The following is a 21,090-nucleotide window of genomic DNA, read 5'->3' as shown; positions in this document are numbered from 1 at the left end:
ATGGTTCCCGGTCGTTTCGTTCCGACATTGTTTGGTCCGGCTCTGCTCGGCCTTGCACTCGCCGCACCGGCGATCGCTGCCGACTGCAAGCAGTCGCATGCGATCTATGGCGATCGCGACGGCGGCTACGAACTGCGTTTCGAACCGGTCGGCTCGGCAAGCGCGGCGACCAGCAACCACTTCAAGGTGGCGGTGCTGAAAGCCGGTCTGCTGCTCGACGGCGTCGTGATGCCGGCAGGCGAGCCGGAGCGCGCGACGGGGCTGATCATGCACAATTGCCCGGAAGGGGACGCGACCGGTGAGGAGCTGCGCGCCTGCACCGTCTGGCAGGGCGTCGTCTACGCGCTAAACAAGGCCGGAGCGATCAGCGAGATCCCGGCCGAGACCGAGCCGGCGGCCGAGCAATTGCTGCTTCCTGATTTCGGCCCGTCGCTCAGGGCGTCCAGCGCCTGGGGCAAGGGCAAGGCGGAGGCCGATAGCTGGGATTCCTTCACCCTCAAGGGATGCGCCGCATGAGCGTACGCCCCGTTCTCCTCGTGACCGGTGGCAGCCGCGGCATCGGCGCGGCGATCGGCCTCGGCGCCGCCAAGGCCGGCTGGCGCATCGCCGTCAACTATGCAAGCAACCGAAAAGCCGCCGATGCTGTCGTCGGCGCGATCGAGCGGGAAGGCGGCACGGCGATCGCGGTTCAGGGCGATGTCGGCTCTGAAGCGGATATCCAGGCGATGTTTGCTGCCGTCGATACGGCTTTCGGCCGCCTGGACGGCCTCGTCAACAATGCCGGCATCGTCGGGCCGACCGAGCGGGTGGACGAAATGTCCGTCGACCGACTGGAGCGCATGTTCCGCATCAACGTCACCGGTTCCATTCGCTGTGCGGCGGAAGCGGTCCGGCGCATGTCGACGCGCTATGGTCACCAGGGCGGGGTCATCGTCAACATCTCCTCGGTCGCCGCGGTGCTCGGCTCGCCGGGGCAATATGTCGACTATGCCGCATCGAAGGGCGCTATCGACACCTTTACCGTCGGCCTCGCGCGCGAGGTTGCGACCGAGGGCATTCGCGTCAACGCGATACGCCCCGGCATCATCGATACCGAGATCCACGCCTCCGGTGGTCTGCCGGACCGGGCACGCGATCTCGCTTCCACCATTCCCGTTCAGCGACCCGGCACCGCCGAGGAAGTCGCTGACGCGGTTCTCTACCTCCTGTCGGACAAGGCGACTTATGTGACGGGAGCAATTCTCAATGTCAGTGGCGGGCGGTAACCGCCCTGAAGGAAGGATATTCTAATGGCTTATGATCTCATCGTTATCGGCAGCGGCCCCGGCGGCTATGTCTGCGCCATCAAGGCGGCCCAGCTCGGCCTGAAGGTGGCCGTCGTCGAGAAGCGCGCGACCTATGGCGGCACCTGCCTGAACATCGGCTGCATCCCGTCGAAGGCGCTGCTGCATGCTTCCGAGATGTTCCAGCATGTCGCCCATGGCGTGGATGCGCTCGGCGTCGAAGTCGCAGCACCGAAGCTGAACCTCGAAAAGATGATGGCTCACAAGGACGCGACCGTTAAGTCGAACGTCGATGGCGTTTCGTTCCTGTTCAAGAAGAACAAGATCGACGGCATCCAGGGCACCGGCAAGGTGCTCGGCCAGGGCAAGGTCTCGGTCACCAACGACAAGGGTGAGGAGCAGATCCTCGAAGCCAAGAACATCGTGATCGCCACCGGCTCCGACGTGGCGGGCATCCCGGGCGTAAAGGTCGACATCGACGAGAAGGTGATCATCTCGTCCACGGGCGGCATCGCGCTTGAAAAGGTTCCAGCGCACATGATCGTCGTCGGCGGCGGCGTCATCGGCCTCGAGCTCGGCTCGGTCTGGGCCCGCCTCGGCGCCAAGGTCACGGTCGTCGAATATCTCGATACCCTCCTCGGCGGCATGGACGGCGAAGTTGCCAAGCAGTTCCAGCGCATGCTTGCCAAGCAGGGCATGGACATCAAGCTCGGCGCCAAGGTGACCGGCGTCGTCAAGGACGGCAAGGGCGCCAAGGTGACCTTCGAGCCGGTCAAGGGCGGCGATGCCGTGACGCTCGACGCCGATGTCGTGCTGATCGCCACCGGTCGCAAGCCCTACACCGATGGCCTCGGCCTGGACAAGGCCGGCGTCGTCATGGACCAGCGCGGCCGCGTCGAGATCGACCATCACTACCAGACGAGCGTTGCCGGCGTTTACGCGATCGGCGACGTGGTGCGCGGCCCGATGCTCGCCCACAAGGCCGAGGATGAAGGTGTCGCCGTTGCGGAAATCCTGGCAGGCCAGGCCGGCCACGTGAACTATGACGTCATCCCGAGCGTGGTCTACACCCAGCCGGAAGTTGCCTCCGTCGGCAAGACCGAGGAAGAGCTGAAGGCCGCCGGCGTTGCCTACAAGGTCGGCAAGTTCCCCTTCACCGCCAATGGCCGTGCGCGCGCGATGCTTGCCACCGACGGTTTCGTGAAGATCCTCGCCGACAAGGAAACCGACCGGGTGCTCGGCGGCCATATCGTCGGCTTCGGCGCCGGCGAGATGATCCACGAGATCGCCGTATTGATGGAGTTCGGCGGCTCGTCGGAAGACCTCGGCCGCACCTGCCATGCGCATCCGACCATGTCGGAAGCGGTCAAGGAAGCGGCTCTGTCGACTTTCTTCAAGCCGATCCATATGTGATGATTTTGCAGGGGGCTGCGGCGAGCGGCCCCCTCATTCCGGCCGCGCGTTTCGACTTGCCGGCTGCCGTTGCCGACCCATGCCGCGTCGGCGCGCACTGACATTGCCGCCAGCGACGTCGTCCGATGCCGGCGATCTTACTCCTCAGAAGCAGACCGGATCGCGTGGAAGCGCTCCTCGAATTCGCGCCTGAGGCTGCGTCGCGCCTCGGCCGCGCGTTGCCGTTGCTTACGGTCGGTGGTGTCCGTGACGAGCGGAGGAACGGGCGTCGGGCTGCCATCGGCATCGACCGCGACCATGGTGAAATAGCAGGAATTGGTGTGGCGGCGCTCGCCGCTGCGGATGTTTTCGGCCTCGACCCGGATGCCGATTTCCATCGAGGTGCGACCGGCATGGTTGACCGCGGCGCGGAAGGTGACGAGCTCGCCGACGTGGATGGGCTGGCGGAAGATCACCTGATCGACCGAAAGCGTCACCGCATATTGCTGCGAATAGCGCGAGGCGCAGGAAAACGCCACGCGGTCCAGGAGGTTGAGCAGCGCGCCGCCGTGGACCTTGCCGCTGAAATTCGCCATGTCCGGCGTCATCAGGACGACCATCTCGAGCTCGCGCGGGTCGTGGCTGGTTTCCATAGTTTGTCTCCTTGATGCGATTGGCGGCTTCACACCAGAGTTATGCAGCTTGTCGCCGCGAATGGAAGAGTGCGTAGACTCGTGGCCGATGGGGCGTGAGACGAGGTGTGACGATTGGCCCGAGGGGCTGCGACAAGCGGCGGTCTGTGCGGCGACGGTGGAGGGCGCAATCATGTTTTTCGCTTCAGATGACCAGCGTCGCCGAGGGGTAAGGAGGGAACATGAAACCGAGAGCCGTGGCCGTTTCGTTGCCGAACCGGCATCTGCCGGAGGCCGATTGGGCCGACCGTTTCGAGCTCGCCCTTGACGGCAAGGGCGTGACCGCCGCGGAAGCGGCCGAACGTTCGCTTGGCCGCTCGCCACGATGGATTCGCGAGCTGTTGCGCCTGCGCAATCGCATGGTGTCCCTCGTCGGCTTGAAATCGGCGGCGCCGAGGTCCGGCCGTTTCGGCCTGGTCGGAGCGTTTCCGGTGCTGTCGAAGACCGATGACGAAGTGGTGCTCGGCTTTGACGACAAGCATCTCGATTTTCGCATCATCGTCGATGTCAGGGCAGGGTCCGCGGTCAACCAGATCGTCGGCGTCACGACGCTCGTTCGGCGGCACAATACGCTCGGGCGGGTTTACCTCGCGGCGGTCACGCCGTTTCACAAGGTGATCGTGCCGACGCTGCTTGCCGGCGTTGCCGGTCCAGGCGGCATGATTGGCTGATCAGTCTCTGGCTTGAACGCCCGCCAGTCAGTTGGCGCGCGTGAGAATGAACCCCTGGGCACGCAGGAGTTCTACGAGGCCTTCCTTGCCCGGAAGGTGCAGCGCCCCGACCGCCATGAACGCACCGCCGTCCATCAGGATCGGTTCGGCGCGCGTCGCCATCGTCCTGTTGCGCTCGACGATGATGCGCTGTTCGAAATCGGCATAACCGAAATCCTCGCTGGAGGTCGTGTCAACGGCCTTCATCATCGGCATGATCATGCCTGTGTCGCCCGCGAGATAGAGATCGGTCATCGTCGCGAAGACGTCGTCGATCGTCTTGCCGAGCGCCAGCGTCTCGATGAGCGCGCGCAGATGCAGTTCGGTCGGCAGCGAATCCATCGCCGAGAGCTGCTCGATCAGCGTCTCCAGACCCTTGAGCGCCTTGCCCCGGCCGACGGCATCCTCGGCGATCTTCTTGTCGAGGAAGGAGGCGCCCGCCGCCTTTCGCGTGATCTCGCAGGCAGGCAAGGCCACGAAGCTCGCGATCATCCATGGTTTCATGCGCGCAACCAGCGTCAACGGAATGCCGCGTGCCTTGAGACCCGCTTCGAGCTGCTCACGGTCAGCGGGCTTCAGGAAGTCGGCGATCGTCTTGTTGTCCGGGAACATGGTGAGGTCGGGGTGCATCAGGATCGCAGCGGCCGACTTCTTTTCGTCGATGATCTCGTCCGATTCGACGATGACAGTCGAGGCTGCCTCGAAGGCGGCCGGCGCCTCGGCCGGCAATGCCAGCACGCGCGGATCGGTGACGTGCATGGTGCCGAGCAGCCAGGAGGGCGCGATACCGTCCTTCTCGATCTTCCAGAAGATGCCCTTGCCGTTCGGCACGGCGGCGGCTTCCGCTTCGAGCGCGGCGAATTTTGTCGGATCCGACTTGGCAAGCGCGGTCAGGACGTTCGAACCGCCGCATTCCCCATCCTGGTCGGCGTCCTGGGCATCGGCTTCGGCGACGAAGAGGAGGGCAACGACAAGGCAAGCCGCAAGGGCGACGTGCAGCAGGGCGATCAGCCACAGCGTGCCGTCAGTAACCCGCGCAAGCAGGCTGCGGTGCAGGTTTCGATCAGGTCTCGCAAAGGCTGTCATCATTCTTCCCCGACGGACGGACGCTTCTCAACCCTAGGCCCGGGCCGGTCACGGCTTCCTTAAAGGGCATGGTTAATCCAAGGTTTCGCCGAAAATCAGGCGCGCGGATGGGCGCGATCATAGATTTCCAGAAGCCTTGCGGAATCGACACCGGTATAGACCTGCGTCGTCGACAGGCTGGCGTGGCCGAGCAGTTCCTGAATGGTCCGGAGATCGCCGCCGCCGGCGAGCAGATGGGTGGCGAAGGAGTGGCGCAGGGCATGCGGCGTTGCCGTGTCCGGCAGGCCGAGGGCGCCACGCAGCTTCTGCATCTCGCGCTGGATGATCGCCGGCTGCAGCTTGGCGCCGCGCGCTCCGCGAAACAACGGCTCATCGGCCGCGGGCCGATATGGGCAGAGTTTGATATAGGCGGCGACGGCGTCACGTGCAGCCTGAATCAGCGGCACGAGCCGCGTCTTGCCGCCCTTGCCGACGATGCGCAGCGACGAGGGCCCGCCGGCGAAATCGCCCGATGTCAGCCCAAGCGCTTCGGAAATGCGCAGGCCGCAGCCGTAGAGCAGGGTCAGCACCGCGGCATTGCGCGCCGCAATCCAAGGCTCCTCGGCAAGCTGCGCCTCCGAGGTCACGACATTGAGCGCTTCACGATCGGTCAGCGGTTTCGGCAGGGATTTCGGCTGCTTCGGCGAGCGCACCGCGGTTGCACCGGCCGCATTGGCGAGACCATTGCGTTCGAGGAAGCGGAGGAACGAGCGCAATCCCGCGAGCCCGCGGCCGAGCGTTCGTGCGCCTGCGCCACCCTTGCGGCGCTGGGCGAGGAAGCCGCGCAGGTCCGCCGGCCTGAGCGTCCGGATATCGGAAAGCCGCGGCGGCCCGGCCAGATGCCCGGTCAGGAACGTCAGGAACTGGCGGGTGTCGCGCTCATAGGCCTCGACGGTGTTGTCCGAGAGGCGGCGCTCTCGCATGAGCCCATCGAGCCAACGTTGGCGTTCGGCAAGGAGTTCCGGATGGCCGATGACGAGGAGCTCGTTCATTGTCGCTTCCCAAGTTGGTCCATCGGCGACAATGCCCTGACGCGTCTTATGTTTTTGCTAATGCGCCCTTGGAATCTGTCATTCTTCGATCATATAGAATTGCGATGGTCAGCCGGAAAGAATCGGATGGGACTATGGCGGGACGGGATTCGGTGAACGGATTCGCGCATTTTGCTGAAGTAATCGCCCTGGTCTCACAGGGGCAGCCTGGTCACATCGTCGACACCCTGATTGCCGAGCGCGGGCAGCGCATCGTCAAGAGTCCGCTATGGCCGCTGCTGCGGCCTTTTCTCTACGCATTGCTGAATTACCGCAAGGCACACGAGTTCGCCGATGCGGTCGCCAACATGCCTGGCTTTCAGGCCTTCGAACATCTGAGTTCGCTTCTCTCGCTGGAGGTGCGGGTCGACCGGGCCGAACGCATTCCGGCCAAGGGCGGTTTCCTGCTCGTCAGCAACCATCCGACCGGCATTGCCGACGGTATCGCGGTCTTCGACCTGCTCAAGACACGGCGACCGGACATGATGTTCTTCGCCAATCGCGACGCCATCCGCGTCAATCCGCGCTTCGTCGAGATGGTCATCCCGGTCGAATGGCGCGAAGAATATAAGAGCAAGCTGAAGGCCCGCGAGACGCTGCAGGTGACCAATCGGGCGATCGGTGAGGGCAAGGCGACGGTGCTCTTTCCTTCCGGGCGCATCGCCTATTGGGCGGACGGATGCCTCAACGAGCGGCCGTGGAAGACGTCTGCCGTGGGCTTTGCACGGAAATACGGCTTGCCGATCCTGCCGGTGCACATGAGCGCCCGCAATTCTGGCCTATTCTACTGGTTCGCCAAATGGTCGACGGAACTGCGCGACATGACCGTGTTCCACGAACTGCTCAACAAGAAGGGCGATCTCTTCGATTTCCGCATTGGCAACCTCATCCCGCCGGAGGCGCTGGAGGGCGAGTCTGGCGAGGTGACGAAGGCGCTCGAGCGGCACACTGTCTTCGATCTGGCCATGGACGCAGACGCGGCGTTCCAGCCCAGGCTGCAAGTCGCGGCCGGGGTCTAGCGATCAGCAGCGCCATGTCTGCCGGCTTCACGCCAGGCGGCGGATCGGCTAGGTCTTGACCTATGCTGCTACAATCCATGTTTGCCGAAAACTATCGTTCGCTGAAGTCGATCCGCATGGATCTGACCGGGGTCAACCTGTTCATCGGCGAGAACGGCGTCGGCAAGTCCAATCTCTATCGGGCGCTTCAGCTCGTGCAGTCGGCGACGCGTGGGACGCTGGCGCGCGAGATCGCCGAAGAGGGCGGCATGTCGTCGGCGCTCTGGAGCGGCCGTCGGCGTGCCGACAAGCCGGCGCGCATCCGGCTCGAGACCGAGCTTCTGGACGAGGAGCGGGCGATCACCTTTCGCTACCGGATCGAGGCCGGGCTGCGCCCGCCAAAGGCTGCAGCCGGTTTTGCCTATGAGCCCCAGGTGAAGGAAGAGGAGCTGACGGTCGAAACGGGCCGCCGGCCGGTGACGATGATGAAGCGGTCCGGTCCCGGTATCTTCGTGCGCGGCGAGCGGGGGCGGATGGAGGACTATCCAGAAACGGCACTGACCTCGGAGACAGCGATCTCGCTGCTCGGCGACGCCGGCCACTATCCGGAGGTCGGCACCTTTCGCCGCGCGGTCGATCAGTGGCGGTTCTTCCATGGCTTCCGCACCGATCGCGATTCGCCCCTGCGGTTGCCGTGCCTCGCCGTCACGGCGCCGATGCTCGACGAGACCGGCGTCAACATGGCCGCGGTCTTCGCGACGCTTCGGCACACACGTCAGGATACGGTCGATCTCGATCGCGCCATCGCCGATGCCTTCGGCGGCGCCCATCTCGATGTTCCCGATCCCGGCCAGTTCGCCGAATTCTCGCTGGTCTTTCCGGATTTTTCCAACCGGCCGTTTTCGCCGCGCGAGCTTTCCGACGGACAGATGCGCTTCCTGGCCTTGGCGGCGGCGCTGCTTTCCTATCGCCGCCCACGCTTCATCGCACTGAACGAGCCGGAAACCAGCCTGCATCCGGACATGCTGCCGGCACTTGCCGACATGATCGCCAGCGCCTCGCGCGAGAGCCAGATCTGGATCGTCACCCATTCGGAAAGACTGGCGGAGGAAGTGCGCCAGCGCTGCGGCATCCGTCCGCGCCGGGTGATCCGCAAGGACAGCGCCACCTGGATCGACGGCATGCGGCTGACGGGGCTGATGGACGACGATGAGTAGGCAACAAAAAACCCCGCATCGCTGCGGGGTTTCTGGTCGCTCCTGAATGATCAGGCGATCTTCTGGCCGGTCTTGGCCCAGTCGGCCAGGAACATTTCGAGGCCCTTGTCGGTCAGCGGATGCTTGACCAGTGCCTTGAGCGTTGCCGGCGGCGCGGTAACGACATCGGCACCGATGAGCGCGGCTTCCTTGACGTGGTTCACGGTGCGGATCGAGGCTGCGAGGATCTCGGTCTCATAGCCGTAGTTGTCGAAGATGTGGCGGATTTCGCGGATCAGGTCCATGCCGTCGAAGGCAATGTCGTCGAGACGGCCGACGAAGGGCGAAACGAAGGTCGCGCCGGCCTTGGCGGCGAGCAGGGCCTGGTTGGCCGAGAAGCACAGCGTCACGTTGGTCTGGTGGCCGTCCGAGGTCAGCGCCTTGCAGGCCTTGAGGCCGTCGAGCGTCAGCGGCAGCTTGATGCAGATGTTGTCGGCGATCTTCGAGAGAACGGCCGCTTCCTTCATCATCTCGGCGTATTCGGTTGCAGTCACTTCAGCAGAAACCGGGCCTTCGACGATCGAGCAGATTTCCTTGGTGACTTCCGTGATGTCGCGGCCCGACTTCAGGATCAGCGACGGATTGGTGGTGACGCCATCGAGAAGGCCGAGATCGTTCAGCTCGCGGATTTCCTTGACGTCGGCGGTATCAACGAAAAATTTCATGGAGTCACTCCCTTGGGGCACGATTGCCGTTCGGGCGCATATCTACCGGGGAGGAATTCCGTTGGCAGAGATCGCGCGCGTTGAAACTCTGGTGGAACCGTGACAAACCCTGCGGCCTGCAAGGCTGCGGTTCGCAGCGCAGTTTTCTTTAACCGAAACACGTGGCAAGGTCACGGTAAAATGACTCGCGATTCAACCGATTTATTCGGCGATTTGCTCAGGTCCGCTCCGGGCCGTCGCGTCGTGCCGGTCCTGGTGCCCATGCCGGCGCCGAAAGCCTATTCCTATGGGGTTCCTGATGGCATGGCGGTGGAGCCTGGCTCGATCGTGCAGGTGCCCCTCGGGCCACGCCTCGTCGTCGGCGTCGTCTGGGATGGTGATGACGACGGCTCCGTCGACCCGAAGAAACTCAAGACGATCGAGAAGGTTTTCGACTGCCCGCCGCTGACGCGGGATATGCGGACCTTTCTCGATTGGGTAGCCGCCTATACCGTCACGCCGCCGGGACTCGTCGCGCGCATGGCGCTCCGGGCGCCGGCCGCCTTCGATCCGGAGCCGATGGTCGAGGCCCTGCGCCTTACCGAGATGCGGCCGGAGCGCATGACGGCGGCGCGCGAGCGCGTGATTGCCGCCGCCAGCGACGGCTTCTCCTGGACGCGCTCGGGGCTCGCGCACGCGGCCGGCACCTCGTCGAGCGTGATCGACGGGCTGACCCAGCAAGGCGTCTTCGAGACCGTATTCATGCCGCCGCCGCCGGTGGTTGCCTTGCCCGATCCCGATTTCGTCGCTCCCCGGCTCGAAGGCGCTCAGAAGGACGCCGCCGCCGACCTCCTTGCGGCGGTGGAGGAGGGCGGCTTCTCGGTGTCATTGATCGACGGCATCACCGGGTCCGGCAAGACCGAGGTCTATTTCGAGGCGATCGCGGCGACGCTTCGGGCGGGCAAGCAGGTGTTGATGCTGTTGCCGGAGATCGCGCTGACGTCGAGTTTTCTCGAGCGCTTCCAGGATCGTTTCGGCGCGAAGCCGGCGGAGTGGCATTCGGACCTCGCGCCGCGCACGCGTGAAAAGGTCTGGCGTCAGGTGACGACCGGCACGGTGCGTGTCGTTGCCGGCGCCCGCTCAGCGCTGTTCCTGCCCTTCGAGGACCTGGGTCTCATCATCGTCGACGAAGAGCACGACCCCGCCTACAAGCAGGAGGACCGCGTCTTCTACAATGCGCGCGACATGGCGGTCGTGCGCGGCCGCATCACCGGCTTTCCGGTCGTACTCGTCTCGGCGACGCCTTCGGTCGAAAGCCGGGTCAATGGCGAGGTCGGCCGCTACAAGCCGATCCATCTGCCGACGCGCTTCGGCGATGCGGCGCTGCCGCGGCTCGGCGTGGTCGACATGCGCCAGCATCCGCCGGCGCGCGGTGGCTTCCTTTCGCCTGTCCTCATCAACCAGATCGGCAAGGCCGTCGAGCGCGGCGAGCAGGCGCTGCTTTTCCTCAATCGTCGCGGCTATGCGCCGCTGACGCTCTGCCGAGTCTGCGGCCATCGCTTCCAGTGCCCGGATTGTGCGAGCTGGCTCGTCGAGCACCGATTCCGCGGCCAGATCCAGTGCCACCATTGCGGCTACTCGGAGAAGACGCCGGAAGCCTGCCCGGAATGCGGTACGCTCGATCACTTGGTTGCCTGCGGTCCCGGTGTCGAGCGCATCGCCGAGGAGGTGGAGCGGCATTTTCCCGAGGCGCGCACCATCGTGCTCTCCTCGGACCTGATGGGCGTCAAGCGCTTGCGACTGGAACTCGACGCCATTGCCCGCGGCGAAGCCGACATCGTCATCGGCACGCAGCTCGTCGCCAAGGGACATAATTTTCCGCTGATGACGCTGGTTGGCATCGTCGATGCCGACCTCGGCCTGGCGAACGGCGATCCGCGTGCGGCGGAGCGGACTTTCCAATTGCTCTCGCAGGTTACGGGTCGTGCGGGGCGAACCGGCCTCAAGAGCCTTGGCCTCTTACAGACCTACCAGCCACAGCATCCGGTGATGCAGGCGATCGTTTCGGGCGATGCAGACGCCTTCTACGACCGCGAGATCGCCGAGCGGGAGAAGGCGCTGCTGCCGCCCTTCGGCCGGCTCGCCTCGCTGATCGTTTCGGCCGATACGCGGCAGGATGCCGAGGGCCATGCGCGCGGCTTGCGCATGGCTGCGCCCCGGACCGATGGCATCACCATTCTCGGCCCCGCGGAAGCGCCACTGGCGCTGATCCGCGGGCGGCATCGCTTCCGCCTGCTCGTGCATGGCCGACGCAACAGCGACATGCAGGCCTTCGTCAAGGCGATGATCGCCGCCGGCCCGAAGGAACGCGGCTCGATCAGCGTCCAGCTCGACATCGATCCCCAAAGCTTCCTGTAAATTCAAGTTTCCTGTGATCGTCGTTGCTATGAGACGGCAGGCGATTCACAACCAGGGCGACATGCGCTAGAGGTCAGAAGTGCTTCGCTTCGGGCGGCCAGCCAGCCGAAGGCGAAACGACATGACAACGGCTCATCTGTGGGAACGGGCATGGAGTTCTACATTCCGACGGAAACCGGCGAGTTCCTCGCCTTCTGCGCGGCGGCGGCAGCAGTGCTGATCGGCGTCGTGATGCTGTTTGCGCCGCGGTTTACCTTTCGCGCGGCTGGCATCGGCCTCGCCGAGGGGCGGCGCGGCGGCTATGCCGAGGCGCGCTCCACCATGGGTGGCATGCATGTCGGGCTCGGCCTTGCCGCCATCCTGCTGGCGCAGCCGATGGTCTATCTTGCCGTCGGAGCGGCCTTTGCGCTTGCCGCCTTCGGCCGGATCCTCTCGATGATGAGTGACAATGGTGGCACGGTCTACAACTGGCTGGCGCTCTTCGTTCAGGCGGCACTCGCCATCCTTCCGCTCGCCTACGTCTTCGGCATGATCTGATCGTGCCCGCGGGCTATTCCGCGATTCACGGTGCAGGAAACGAATTTACGGCAAAATTCGGCCCAAGGCGGCCGACTTATGCCGCATTCCTGCCGTTCGCGTGTTGCGAGTCCAAACATCCTATGCTAGACGAACCGCGAATTGCGGGGGAAGTGGGTCGCCAGGCCTCGATATCCTGCAAGTTATTGCAGCAAATTCAAGAAGTTAAGTTGACGGCTCACCACCAACTCGGTTCTTGGATGAAATTGAGAGAAGCTTGTGCCCGTGGCAGACACATCCCAGCTTATTTCCGGTGTTGCAGAAAGATATGCGTCCTCGCTTTTTGAACTCGCGCTTAGCGCCGGTTCCGTCGAGGCAGTCGGCGCGGATCTTGCCCGCGTCCAGGCCCTGATCGACGGCAGCGATGATCTGAAGCGGCTGATCGTAAGCCCGGTCTTTTCTGCAGACGACCAGTTCAAGGCCATTTCGGCAGTTGCCGCGAAGGCTGGCATCTCCGGGCTCGTCGGCAACTTCCTCAAGGTCGTTGCCCGCAATCGCCGCCTCTTCGCGCTGCCGGGCATGATCAAGGCGTTCCGCCTGATCGCCGCGCGCCATCGTGGCGAAATTTCCGCCGACGTCACGTCGGCCCATGCGCTCACCGCAGCGCAGGAAACTGAATTGAAGGCGACGCTGAAAAGCGTCACCGGCAAAGACGTGGCGGTCAACGTCACCGTCGACCCGTCTATTCTTGGAGGTCTGATCGTCAAGGTCGGGTCCCGCCAGATTGACACCTCCCTTCGCACCAAACTCTCTACCCTTAAGCTTGCACTGAAAGAGGTCGGCTGATGGATATCCGCGCCGCGGAAATTTCCGCAATTCTCAAAGATCAGATCAAAAATTTCGGCCAGGAAGCAGAAGTCTCCGAAGTCGGTCAGGTGCTTTCCGTCGGTGACGGTATTGCCCGCGTCTACGGCCTCGACAATGTTCAGGCAGGCGAAATGGTCGAATTCCCCGGTGGAATTCGCGGCATGGCGCTGAACCTCGAAGCCGACAACGTCGGTGTCGTTATCTTCGGTTCGGACCGTGACATCAAGGAAGGCGACACCGTCAAGCGGACTGGCGCCATCGTGGACGTCCCGGTTGGTCCGGAACTGCTCGGCCGCGTCGTCGACGCGCTCGGCAACCCGATCGACGGCAAGGGTCCGATCAATGCCAAGCAGCGCGCCCGCGTTGACGTCAAGGCTCCGGGCATCATTCCGCGCAAGTCGGTGCATGAGCCGATGTCGACCGGCCTCAAGGCCATCGATGCGCTGATCCCGGTCGGCCGCGGCCAGCGCGAGCTCGTCATCGGCGACCGCCAGACCGGCAAGACCGCCATCATCCTCGACACGATCCTTAACCAGAAGGCCATTCACGACAATGGTCCGGAAGGTGACAAGCTGTATTGCGTCTATGTCGCTATCGGTCAGAAGCGCTCGACAGTTGCCCAGTTCGTGAAGGTTCTCGAAGAGCGTGGCGCTCTTCAGTATTCGATCATCGTTGCTGCGACGGCCTCCGACCCGGCTCCGATGCAGTACCTCGCACCGTTCGCGGGCTGCGCCATGGGCGAATACTTCCGTGACAACGGCAAGCACGCTCTCATCGGCTACGACGACCTGTCCAAGCAGGCCGTTGCCTACCGTCAGATGTCGCTCCTGCTGCGCCGCCCGCCGGGCCGCGAAGCCTACCCGGGCGACGTTTTCTACCTGCACTCCCGCCTGCTCGAGCGCGCTGCAAAGCTGAACGACGACATGGGCGCTGGCTCGCTGACGGCTCTGCCGGTCATCGAAACGCAGGGCAACGACGTTTCGGCGTTCATCCCGACCAACGTGATCTCGATCACCGACGGCCAGATCTTCCTCGAAACCGACCTGTTCTACCAGGGTATCCGTCCGGCCGTTAACGTCGGTCTGTCGGTATCGCGCGTCGGCTCGTCGGCTCAGATCAAGGCGATGAAGCAGGTCGCAGGCTCGATCAAGGGTGAACTGGCTCAGTACCGCGAAATGGCGGCCTTCGCTCAGTTCGGCTCGGACCTCGATGCCGCAACCCAGCGCCTCCTGAACCGTGGTGCTCGCCTGACCGAACTCCTGAAGCAGCCGCAGTTCTCGCCGCTGAAGACGGAAGAGCAGGTCGCGGTGATCTTCGCCGGCGTCAACGGCTACCTCGACAAGCTTCCGGTCGCCCAGGTCGGCAAGTTCGAACAGGGTCTGCTTTCCTACCTGCGTTCGGAAGGCAAGGACGTTCTGGAAACCATCCGCAAGGAAAAGGCGATCTCGGACGACACCAAGGCAAAGCTCAAGGCAGCAATCGACAGCTTCGCCAAGTCTTTCGCCTGAGCGGATTTCATTTAGGACGGACAACGGATGCCTTCACTTAAGGATCTGAAAAACCGGATCGCCTCCGTCAAGGCGACGCAGAAGATCACCAAGGCGATGAAGATGGTCGCCGCGGCGAAGCTTCGGCGTGCGCAGGAGGCGGCCGAGGCCGCCCGGCCTTACTCGCAGCGCATGGCTGCCGTTCTCGCCAACATCGCCCAGGCGGTTGGTGCGGACGACAGCGCGCCTGCGCTGATGACCGGGACCGGTAAGGACGATACGCACCTTCTGGTCGTCTGCACGGCTGAACGCGGCCTTTGCGGCGGCTTCAACTCGCAGATCGCCCGCCATGCCCGCGACCACGTTCGCAAGCTGCTTGCAGCCGGCAAGACGGTCAAGATCATCTGCGTCGGCAAGAAGGGCTTCGATATCCTGCGTCGCGAATATGCGTCGCTGATCATCGATCGTGTCGATCTGCGTGAAGTCAAGAAGATCGGCTTCGAGAACGCCGATCAGATCGGTCACAAGGTCATCGGGCTCTTCGAAAAGGGCGAGTTCGATGTCTGCACGCTGTTCTACTCCGAGTTCAAGTCCGTTATTTCGCAGGTTCCGACTGCGCAGCAGTTGATCCCGGCTTCGGCAGCACCGGTTGCCGCCGACGCATCGGACGCTTCGGCCGTCTACGAATACGAGCCGGACGCGGGCGCCATCCTCACCGATCTCATTCCGCGCAACATCTCCGTGCAGATCTTTAGGGCTCTGCTGGAAAACGTTGCCGGCGAAATGGGCGCGAAGATGAGCGCGATGGACAATGCGACGCGCAATGCTGGTGAGATGATCAACAAGCTGACGCTGAACTACAACCGTCAGCGTCAGGCGCAGATCACCAAGGAACTCATTGAAATCATCTCGGGCGCGGAAGCGCTCTAAGGTCACGAGAAGAGGGTAAGAATTATGGCTAAGGCAGCTACCCCGAAAGAAACCGTAGCGGAGAAGAAGCCCGCTGCACCGAGGAAGGCAGCTTCCGCCAAGACCGCAGCAGTTGCCGCAACGGGCGCTGTGGGTCGTGTAACGCAGGTCATCGGCGCCGTCGTCGACGTCGCGTTCGAAGAAGGCCAGCTTCCGCAGATCCTGAACGCGCTGGAAACCGACAACAACGGCAACCGCCTCGTTCTCGAAGTCGCGCAGCACCTCGGCGAAAACTCCGTCCGCACGATCGCCATGGACTCGACCGAAGGTCTGGTTCGCGGCCAGTCGGTCACCGACACCGGCGGCCCGATCTCGGTTCCGGTCGGCGACGAAACGCTCGGCCGTATCATGAACGTCATCGGCGAGCCGGTTGACGAAGCCGGTCCGCTGGTCACGTCCGCGAAGCGCGCAATCCACCAGGACGCTCCGGCCTATGTCGAACAGTCGACGGAAGCCCAGATCCTCGTCACCGGCATCAAGGTCGTCGACCTTCTCGCTCCTTACGCAAAGGGCGGCAAGATCGGCCTCTTCGGCGGCGCAGGCGTCGGCAAGACCGTTCTCATCATGGAACTGATCAACAACGTCGCCAAGGCGCACGGTGGTTACTCGGTGTTCGCAGGCGTGGGTGAACGTACCCGCGAAGGCAACGACCTCTACCACGAAATGATCGAGTCCGGCGTTAACAAGCACGGCGGCGGCGAAGGCTCCAAGGCTGCGCTCGTTTACGGCCAGATGAACGAACCGCCGGGCGCACGCGCACGTGTTGCTCTGACCGGTCTGACGATCGCTGAAGACTTCCGCGACAAGGGCCAGGACGTTCTGTTCTTCGTCGACAACATCTTCCGCTTCACCCAGGCTGGCTCGGAAGTGTCGGCTCTGCTCGGCCGTATTCCCTCGGCCGTGGGTTACCAGCCGACGCTGGCGACCGACATGGGCGCGATGCAGGAACGCATCACCACCACGACCAAGGGCTCGATCACCTCGGTTCAGGCCATCTACGTTCCGGCCGACGACTTGACCGACCCGGCGCCGGCAACCTCGTTCGCGCATCTTGACGCGACGACCGTTCTGTCGCGCTCGATCGCTGAAAAGGGCATCTACCCGGCCGTTGACCCGCTCGACTCCACGTCGCGCATGCTCGACCCGATGATCGTCGGCGAAGACCACTACGAAGTCGCTCGTAAGGTCCAGGGCACGCTGCAGCGCTACAAGGCCCTGCAGGACATCATCGCCATCCTGGGCATGGACGAACTGTCTGAAGAAGACAAGCTGGCCGTTGCCCGCGCTCGTAAGATCGAACGCTTCCTGTCGCAGCCGTTCTTCGTCGCCGAAGTCTTCACCGGCTCGCCGGGCAAGCTCGTCGCCCTCGAAGACACGATCAAGGGCTTCAAGGGCCTGGTCAACGGCGAATACGACCATCTGCCGGAAGCTGCCTTCTACATGGTCGGCTCGATCGAAGAAGCGATCGAAAAGGCCAAGAAGCTGGCTGCAGAAGCCGCTTGATAGCACTTAAGCCTCGGCGCGATGGCGCGCCGAGGCTTTCATCCTGCCTTCTCAGAGGGCAGGGAAGACATGCACAGCCACCCTCGGGTGGCGCGCCCACGAGAAGTGAATGGTCATGGCCGATTTCAACTTTGAGCTTGTTTCCCCCGAGCGCCTGCTCCTCTCCGAAAAAGTGACGGAAGTCGTCATTCCGGCGACCGAGGGCGAGATGACCGTGATGGCCAATCACGCTCCGACGATGACGACGGTCAAGCCCGGCGTGGTCTCGGTGAAGACGGCGGACGGCAAGACCGAGCGCTTTGCCGTGTTCGGCGGTTTTGCCGACATTCTGCCGACCGGCTGCACGCTTCTGGCCGAGTCCGCCGTCCACGTCGACGAACTCGACCGCACAATTCTTGAGAACCGCATCGAAGCGGTTCGCGCCGAGCTGGAAGGCGCCGGAGACGAGAAGAAGACCCGTCTCGAACAGTTTGTTGCCGAGCTGACGAAGCTTGGCGAGATCGTGATCCCGGCTTGAAAGGGACACCCGGAAGGGTGACCGATTTGAACCCCGCTTCGAGCGGGGTTTTTTATTGGTCGCAGGCCTTTGCCGCAATCGTTCCCCTAAAGTTAGAGCGAGATGTGGGCGGAGGGCCGCATACGCTTTTCCTCACACTGCCTAAACCTTCATGTCGGCGAATGGCTTGCCCGGATCGGCGCTTTGGCTATTCTCCATCAGAAGCCCTTGATTGGTCCCGGAACGTTCAGCTCGAAGAGGAAGAGGCGCCGGTATGACGTCAAAGATTGTTCCGGTGATCATGGCCGGCGGACGCGGCACCCGTCTGTGGCCGCTCTCGCGCGCCGCCGCGCCAAAGCAATTCCTGCAAATCCTCTCCGATCGCTCGCTGTTCCAACAGACGCTGGAGCGCGTTCACGACGCCAGCCAGTTCGAGCCGGCCATCATCGTCACCAACAGCGACTTTCGCTTCATCGTCGCGGAACAGGCCCGGGCGATCGACGTTCCCCTGGGCGACATCCTGCTTGAGCCGATGGCCCGCAACACCGCACCGGCGCTGGCTGCTGCGGCCTTCCAGGTTCTCGCCCGCTACGGCAAGGGCGCGATCATTCAGGTCCTTGCCTCCGACCACGAGATCGATGCCGGCGAGGTCTACGGGGATTGCATCCTCAGGGCGCAGCAGGCCGCAAGTCACGGCGAGTTGGTGACCTTCGGCATCACACCGACGGAACCCGCGACCGGCTACGGCTATATCGAGTGCGGCGAGGAGTTGACGGCGGGCACGAACCGTGTGGCGCGTTTCGTCGAGAAGCCGGACCGTGCGAAAGCCGAAGCGATGCTCGAGACCGGGCGCTACCTCTGGAACTCCGGCATGTTCATGCTGCCGGTAAATCCCTTTCTTGACGAAATGAAGCGGCACGCGCCGCCGGTCTGGGAAGCGGCGAAGCTCGCGCTGGAAGGGGCACAGAAGGACCTCGATTTCACGCGCCTGGATGCCGCGAGCTTTGCGACTGCGCCCGAGATCTCCGTCGATTATGCGGTGTTTGAAAAGACCGCGCGGGCAGCCGTGGTACCGTCTTCCTTCCTCTGGTCCGATCTCGGCAGCTGGGACGCCGTCTGGAAGACGGGAGAAAAGGACAGTGACGGCAATGTCGTCACCGACAGGGCGACGGTGTCGAACACGCGCAATTCGCTGGTCCTGTCGCGCGACATCCACCTTGCCGTTCAAGGACTGGACGATGTCGCCGTCATTGCCGGCGAGGATGCCGTCTATGTCGGACGGCTGGCCGACAGCCAGAGCGTCGGCTCCATCGTCAAGACATTGGCGAAATCACCGCAGACGACGGTCCTGACCGAGATACACCCGACCTCCTATCGCCCCTGGGGCGCGGTCGCCGCCATTTCGGACGGAGAACGTTTTGCCGTCAAACGGCTGCGGGTGAATCCCGGCAAGAAGATCTCGCTGCAGAAGCATCATCATCGGGCAGAACATTGGATCGTGGTGCGCGGCACGGCGGAGATCACGATGGCCGGAGAAACGCGCATGCTGCACGAGAACGAGTCGGCCTACATTCCGCCGGGGATCGTGCACCGGCTCTACAACCCGGGCAAGATTCCGCTGGAACTGATCGAAGTGCGCACCGGCTCCTATCTCGGTGAAGACGACATCATCCGCATCGAGGACGAATTCGGCCGAAGCTAAGGGGCTGTCCCTTGAAGCATGTCGCCGCAAAGGCGCGCCGCGGTTTTGCGATAACGGCATGCGAAATATCAAAGGCTTGAAGCGGAGGAACGAATCTGAAAGATCGCGACGCCCTTGGTGCATCTCGACCTCGCTCCAAAGACAGAGACCTGCAGCAAATCAAGGTGCGACGGCGACCTTTGCGCGCCTCAGAAGACGCGCGGCGCTGTAGCCCAAATGACTGGACGACATGAAAAAAGCCCGGGTGACCCGGGCTTTGCGTAGGTGAGAGCGGAATATCTATCCCGCTCCAAATCTGGCACGCTTCAAGCTGAAGGATCAGCCGGCGACGCGCTCGGTTTCACCCTTCTGAGCGTAGTAGTGGCCGAAGCGGTTTGCGAGGAATGTGTCGAGGCTGATGTCTTCCTGGCGGACAAAGCCCTTCGAGGCGATCTTGCCTTCGGCGAGCAGGTCGAGCACGGCGCAGATGCTGCCTGCCGTGGTGATCTGGATACCGCTCTGCATGCGGCCGGCAACGACGCCGCTATAGACCTTGTTGGCGTAGGTTTCCTGGATCAGGCGGCCGTCGCGGAAGCCCGAAACGGTGACGAAGATCACGACGACGTCCTGGGTCGTGGTCGGCAGCGCGTTCTCGAAGATGTCCTTGAGGACTTCGCGGCGATGACGCAGGCCGAGATCGTTCAAGAGCGCCTTCATGATCGCGGCGTGGCCCGGATAGCGGATCGTCTTGTAGTTGAGCGTCCGGACCTTGCCCTTCAGCGATTCGCAGAGGGTGCCGAGGCCGCCCGAGGTGTTGAAGGCTTCGTAGGTGACGCCATCGAGCGAGAATTCTTCGCGCTCTTCCATGGCCGGCACTTCGATGAGGTTGCCTTCGACGATCGCCTCGCAGGGCTCGATGTATTCGTTGATGACGCCGTCGGTGCTCCAGGTCAGGTTATAGTTCAGAGCGTTCGACGGATACTGCGGCAGGGCGCCGACGCGCATGCGCACGTTTTCGAGCGTCTCGAAGCGGCTGGCGAGATCGTTGGCGACGATCGAGATGAAGCCCGGTGCGAGGCCGCACTGCGGGATGAAGGCGGTGTTCGCCTTGGCCGCGATCGCCTTGACCTGGCGGGTGGATTCGACGTCTTCGGTGAGGTCCAAATAGTGGATGCCGGCTTCGGCAGCGGCTTCGGCGATCGCCACCGTCAGGTGGAACGGAGCGGCGCTGAGCACGGCGAACTTGCCGGAGAGAAGGGCGACGAGCGCCTTCTTGTCGCCGATGTCGACGGTTGCCGTCGTGATCGCGGCATGCTTTTCGATCTGCTCCAGCTGCTCGGCGCTGCGGTCAGCGACGCAGACGCTGTAGTCGCCGGTATGGGCGAGCATGCGAGCGATGGTGGAGCCGATCTTGCCTGCTCCGATGACGACGATATTCTTCATTCTTTCCCCCAGGGTATGAGAACTGTTTCTGTCGCTATTGTCGGGGGAGGGGTTGTTGATTTGAAGCGCTGAAACGACTAAATCGCCTATAGATATTCGGCAGATTGCCCAAGCGGACCGACGAAATGCAGATCACGGACAAGGATCGGGAGCTCCTCGCCATCCTCAGCGAAAACGCCCGCATGCCGACCGCGACGATCGCGCGGCGACTCGGCCTGTCGCGTACGACGGTGCAGGCGAGGATCGAGCGGTTGGAGCGCGAGGGCATCATCACCGGCTATGGCGTGCGCCTGTCGGAGAGCTACGAGAAGGGGCTGGTCAAGGCGCACGTGCTGATCACCATCGCGCCGCGGGCGCTCTCCCGCGTCACCCCTGAACTCAGCGCCATCCGGGAAATCCAGACGCTGCATTCCGTCAGCGGCAGTTTCGACCTTATCGCCGTGGTCGCGGCGACGTCGATCAGCGAACTCGATCTCCTGATCGATCGCATCGGCGAAATCGATGGCGTCGACCGAACGTTATCTTCGATTATCCTGTCGACCCGGATCGATCGCTAGGTCGTTGCTTTCCGTAAACCGG

The 21,090-nt window shown here is 63.3% G+C and carries 20 protein-coding genes; 15 read left to right on the top strand and 5 right to left on the bottom strand.

Annotated features, from left to right (window positions below; genetic code table 11):
- Genes QM996_RS15855 through lpdA form a run of 3 tightly spaced genes read left to right on the top strand, consistent with a single transcriptional unit; the run spans position 1 to position 2,696 of the window.
- A complete protein-coding gene (locus tag QM996_RS15855; RefSeq protein ID WP_500268283.1) occupies positions 1-516 on the top strand; it encodes a hypothetical protein in 516 nt (171 codons plus the stop codon).
- Positions 513-1,265, top strand: a complete 753-nt coding sequence (locus QM996_RS15850; RefSeq protein WP_500268282.1) for a Rossmann-fold NAD(P)-binding domain-containing protein — start codon at positions 513-515, stop codon at positions 1,263-1,265. Before QM996_RS15855 ends, QM996_RS15850 begins: the two co-directional genes overlap by 4 nt.
- Before the next feature lie 24 nt (positions 1,266-1,289).
- Positions 1,290-2,696: a dihydrolipoyl dehydrogenase gene (gene lpdA / locus QM996_RS15845; RefSeq protein ID WP_500268281.1), complete on the top strand. Its 1,407-nt coding sequence runs from the start codon at positions 1,290-1,292 to the stop codon at positions 2,694-2,696.
- A 137-nt stretch (positions 2,697-2,833) separates the two neighbouring features.
- Here the strand turns inward: lpdA and QM996_RS15840 are convergent, their stop codons facing one another.
- Entirely contained in the window at positions 2,834-3,328 is a 495-nt protein-coding gene (locus tag QM996_RS15840) for an acyl-CoA thioesterase (RefSeq protein ID WP_500268280.1), read from the bottom strand.
- Positions 3,329-3,549: 221 nt separating this feature from the next.
- On the opposite strand from QM996_RS15840, the gene QM996_RS15835 reads away from it, so the two are divergent.
- The gene (locus QM996_RS15835) at positions 3,550-4,038 is read left to right on the top strand and encodes a DUF2867 domain-containing protein (RefSeq protein WP_500268279.1); all 489 of its coding nucleotides are present in this window, start codon (positions 3,550-3,552) and stop codon (positions 4,036-4,038) included.
- Positions 4,039-4,065: 27 nt separating this feature from the next.
- Here QM996_RS15835 and QM996_RS15830 read toward each other — a convergent pair whose 3' ends face one another.
- Together QM996_RS15830 and QM996_RS15825 are read right to left on the bottom strand one after the other, a co-directional pair.
- Positions 4,066-5,163: a TraB/GumN family protein gene (locus QM996_RS15830; RefSeq protein ID WP_500270331.1), complete on the bottom strand. Its 1,098-nt coding sequence runs from the start codon at positions 5,161-5,163 to the stop codon at positions 4,066-4,068.
- Positions 5,164-5,258: 95 nt separating this feature from the next.
- Positions 5,259-6,194: a tyrosine recombinase XerC gene (locus QM996_RS15825; RefSeq protein ID WP_483500308.1), complete on the bottom strand. Its 936-nt coding sequence runs from the start codon at positions 6,192-6,194 to the stop codon at positions 5,259-5,261.
- 134 nt (positions 6,195-6,328) lie between these two features.
- Between QM996_RS15825 and QM996_RS15820 the strand changes: the two genes are divergently transcribed.
- Together QM996_RS15820 and QM996_RS15815 are read left to right on the top strand one after the other, a co-directional pair.
- Positions 6,329-7,252 carry a GNAT family N-acetyltransferase gene (locus tag QM996_RS15820; RefSeq protein WP_500268278.1) on the top strand — a complete coding sequence of 308 codons (924 nt, stop codon included), beginning with the start codon at positions 6,329-6,331 and terminating at the stop codon, positions 7,250-7,252.
- A gap of 62 nt (positions 7,253-7,314) precedes the next feature.
- Positions 7,315-8,448, top strand: a complete 1,134-nt coding sequence (locus QM996_RS15815; protein ID WP_500268277.1) for an AAA family ATPase — start codon at positions 7,315-7,317, stop codon at positions 8,446-8,448.
- A 50-nt stretch (positions 8,449-8,498) separates the two neighbouring features.
- On the opposite strand, the gene fsa is transcribed toward QM996_RS15815, so the two are convergent.
- Positions 8,499-9,152 carry a fructose-6-phosphate aldolase gene (gene fsa, locus QM996_RS15810; RefSeq protein WP_173517736.1) on the bottom strand — a complete coding sequence of 218 codons (654 nt, stop codon included), beginning with the start codon at positions 9,150-9,152 and terminating at the stop codon, positions 8,499-8,501.
- Between the two features lie 180 nt (positions 9,153-9,332).
- Between fsa and QM996_RS15805 the strand changes: the two genes are divergently transcribed.
- The 8 genes from QM996_RS15805 to QM996_RS15770 all read left to right on the top strand — a co-directional run bounded on the left by QM996_RS15805 (position 9,333) and on the right by QM996_RS15770 (position 19,089).
- Positions 9,333-11,549 (top strand): primosomal protein N', encoded by a 2,217-nt coding sequence (locus tag QM996_RS15805; RefSeq protein ID WP_500268276.1) that lies wholly within the window; start codon positions 9,333-9,335, stop codon positions 11,547-11,549.
- Between the two features lie 150 nt (positions 11,550-11,699).
- Positions 11,700-12,086: an AGROH133_08824 family phage infection protein gene (locus QM996_RS15800; protein WP_500268275.1), complete on the top strand. Its 387-nt coding sequence runs from the start codon at positions 11,700-11,702 to the stop codon at positions 12,084-12,086.
- Positions 12,087-12,344: 258 nt separating this feature from the next.
- The gene (locus QM996_RS15795) at positions 12,345-12,911 is read left to right on the top strand and encodes a FoF1 ATP synthase subunit delta (RefSeq protein ID WP_500268274.1); all 567 of its coding nucleotides are present in this window, start codon (positions 12,345-12,347) and stop codon (positions 12,909-12,911) included.
- The gene (gene atpA, locus QM996_RS15790; protein ID WP_500268273.1) at positions 12,911-14,440 is read left to right on the top strand and encodes a F0F1 ATP synthase subunit alpha; all 1,530 of its coding nucleotides are present in this window, start codon (positions 12,911-12,913) and stop codon (positions 14,438-14,440) included. The genes QM996_RS15795 and atpA overlap by 1 nt, the downstream gene beginning before the upstream one ends.
- A gap of 27 nt (positions 14,441-14,467) precedes the next feature.
- Positions 14,468-15,349, top strand: coding sequence for a F0F1 ATP synthase subunit gamma (locus QM996_RS15785; RefSeq protein ID WP_500268272.1), 882 nt, complete (start codon positions 14,468-14,470; stop codon positions 15,347-15,349).
- 24 nt (positions 15,350-15,373) lie between these two features.
- Positions 15,374-16,891: a F0F1 ATP synthase subunit beta gene (gene atpD / locus QM996_RS15780; protein ID WP_429815027.1), complete on the top strand. Its 1,518-nt coding sequence runs from the start codon at positions 15,374-15,376 to the stop codon at positions 16,889-16,891.
- 115 nt (positions 16,892-17,006) lie between these two features.
- Positions 17,007-17,408 carry a F0F1 ATP synthase subunit epsilon gene (locus QM996_RS15775; RefSeq protein ID WP_500268271.1) on the top strand — a complete coding sequence of 134 codons (402 nt, stop codon included), beginning with the start codon at positions 17,007-17,009 and terminating at the stop codon, positions 17,406-17,408.
- A gap of 253 nt (positions 17,409-17,661) precedes the next feature.
- On the top strand, positions 17,662-19,089 hold the full coding sequence (locus QM996_RS15770) for a glycosyltransferase family protein (RefSeq protein WP_500268270.1): 1,428 nt from the start codon (positions 17,662-17,664) through the stop codon (positions 19,087-19,089).
- Positions 19,090-19,407: 318 nt separating this feature from the next.
- Here QM996_RS15770 and QM996_RS15765 read toward each other — a convergent pair whose 3' ends face one another.
- Complete coding sequence (locus QM996_RS15765; protein WP_483500292.1) at positions 19,408-20,511, bottom strand: saccharopine dehydrogenase family protein; 1,104 nt, start codon at positions 20,509-20,511, stop codon at positions 19,408-19,410.
- A gap of 125 nt (positions 20,512-20,636) precedes the next feature.
- Here QM996_RS15765 and QM996_RS15760 point away from each other — a divergent pair, with 125 nt between their 5' ends.
- Positions 20,637-21,068: an Lrp/AsnC family transcriptional regulator gene (locus tag QM996_RS15760; protein ID WP_429815038.1), complete on the top strand. Its 432-nt coding sequence runs from the start codon at positions 20,637-20,639 to the stop codon at positions 21,066-21,068.
- The last annotated feature ends 22 nt before the right edge of the window (positions 21,069-21,090 follow it).

The sequence above is a fragment of the Sinorhizobium chiapasense genome, assembly GCF_045277575.1.
GTDB classification, from domain to species: Bacteria; Pseudomonadota; Alphaproteobacteria; order Rhizobiales; family Rhizobiaceae; genus Ensifer; species Ensifer chiapasense_A.
Note: the sequence above shows the minus strand (reverse complement) of the source record. Positions and strands in the feature narration are given on the sequence as shown.

Coding starts and splice junctions, on each gene's coding strand:
- fsa (WP_173517736.1), bottom strand. CDS start 9,152: ATGAAATTTTTCGTTGATACCGCCGACGTCAAGGAAATCCGCGAGCTG.
- QM996_RS15785 (WP_500268272.1), top strand. CDS start 14,468: ATGCCTTCACTTAAGGATCTGAAAAACCGGATCGCCTCCGTCAAGGCG.
- QM996_RS15805 (WP_500268276.1), top strand. CDS start 9,333: ATGACTCGCGATTCAACCGATTTATTCGGCGATTTGCTCAGGTCCGCT.
- QM996_RS15840 (WP_500268280.1), bottom strand. CDS start 3,328: ATGGAAACCAGCCACGACCCGCGCGAGCTCGAGATGGTCGTCCTGATG.
- QM996_RS15775 (WP_500268271.1), top strand. CDS start 17,007: ATGGCCGATTTCAACTTTGAGCTTGTTTCCCCCGAGCGCCTGCTCCTC.
- QM996_RS15800 (WP_500268275.1), top strand. CDS start 11,700: ATGGAGTTCTACATTCCGACGGAAACCGGCGAGTTCCTCGCCTTCTGC.
- QM996_RS15850 (WP_500268282.1), top strand. CDS start 513: ATGAGCGTACGCCCCGTTCTCCTCGTGACCGGTGGCAGCCGCGGCATC.
- QM996_RS15815 (WP_500268277.1), top strand. CDS start 7,315: ATGCTGCTACAATCCATGTTTGCCGAAAACTATCGTTCGCTGAAGTCG.
- QM996_RS15825 (WP_483500308.1), bottom strand. CDS start 6,194: ATGAACGAGCTCCTCGTCATCGGCCATCCGGAACTCCTTGCCGAACGC.
- QM996_RS15855 (WP_500268283.1), top strand. CDS start 1: ATGGTTCCCGGTCGTTTCGTTCCGACATTGTTTGGTCCGGCTCTGCTC.
- QM996_RS15770 (WP_500268270.1), top strand. CDS start 17,662: ATGACGTCAAAGATTGTTCCGGTGATCATGGCCGGCGGACGCGGCACC.
- QM996_RS15765 (WP_483500292.1), bottom strand. CDS start 20,511: ATGAAGAATATCGTCGTCATCGGAGCAGGCAAGATCGGCTCCACCATC.
- QM996_RS15760 (WP_429815038.1), top strand. CDS start 20,637: ATGCAGATCACGGACAAGGATCGGGAGCTCCTCGCCATCCTCAGCGAA.
- QM996_RS15830 (WP_500270331.1), bottom strand. CDS start 5,163: ATGACAGCCTTTGCGAGACCTGATCGAAACCTGCACCGCAGCCTGCTT.
- QM996_RS15835 (WP_500268279.1), top strand. CDS start 3,550: ATGAAACCGAGAGCCGTGGCCGTTTCGTTGCCGAACCGGCATCTGCCG.
- lpdA (WP_500268281.1), top strand. CDS start 1,290: ATGGCTTATGATCTCATCGTTATCGGCAGCGGCCCCGGCGGCTATGTC.
- atpA (WP_500268273.1), top strand. CDS start 12,911: ATGGATATCCGCGCCGCGGAAATTTCCGCAATTCTCAAAGATCAGATC.
- QM996_RS15820 (WP_500268278.1), top strand. CDS start 6,329: ATGGCGGGACGGGATTCGGTGAACGGATTCGCGCATTTTGCTGAAGTA.
- atpD (WP_429815027.1), top strand. CDS start 15,374: ATGGCTAAGGCAGCTACCCCGAAAGAAACCGTAGCGGAGAAGAAGCCC.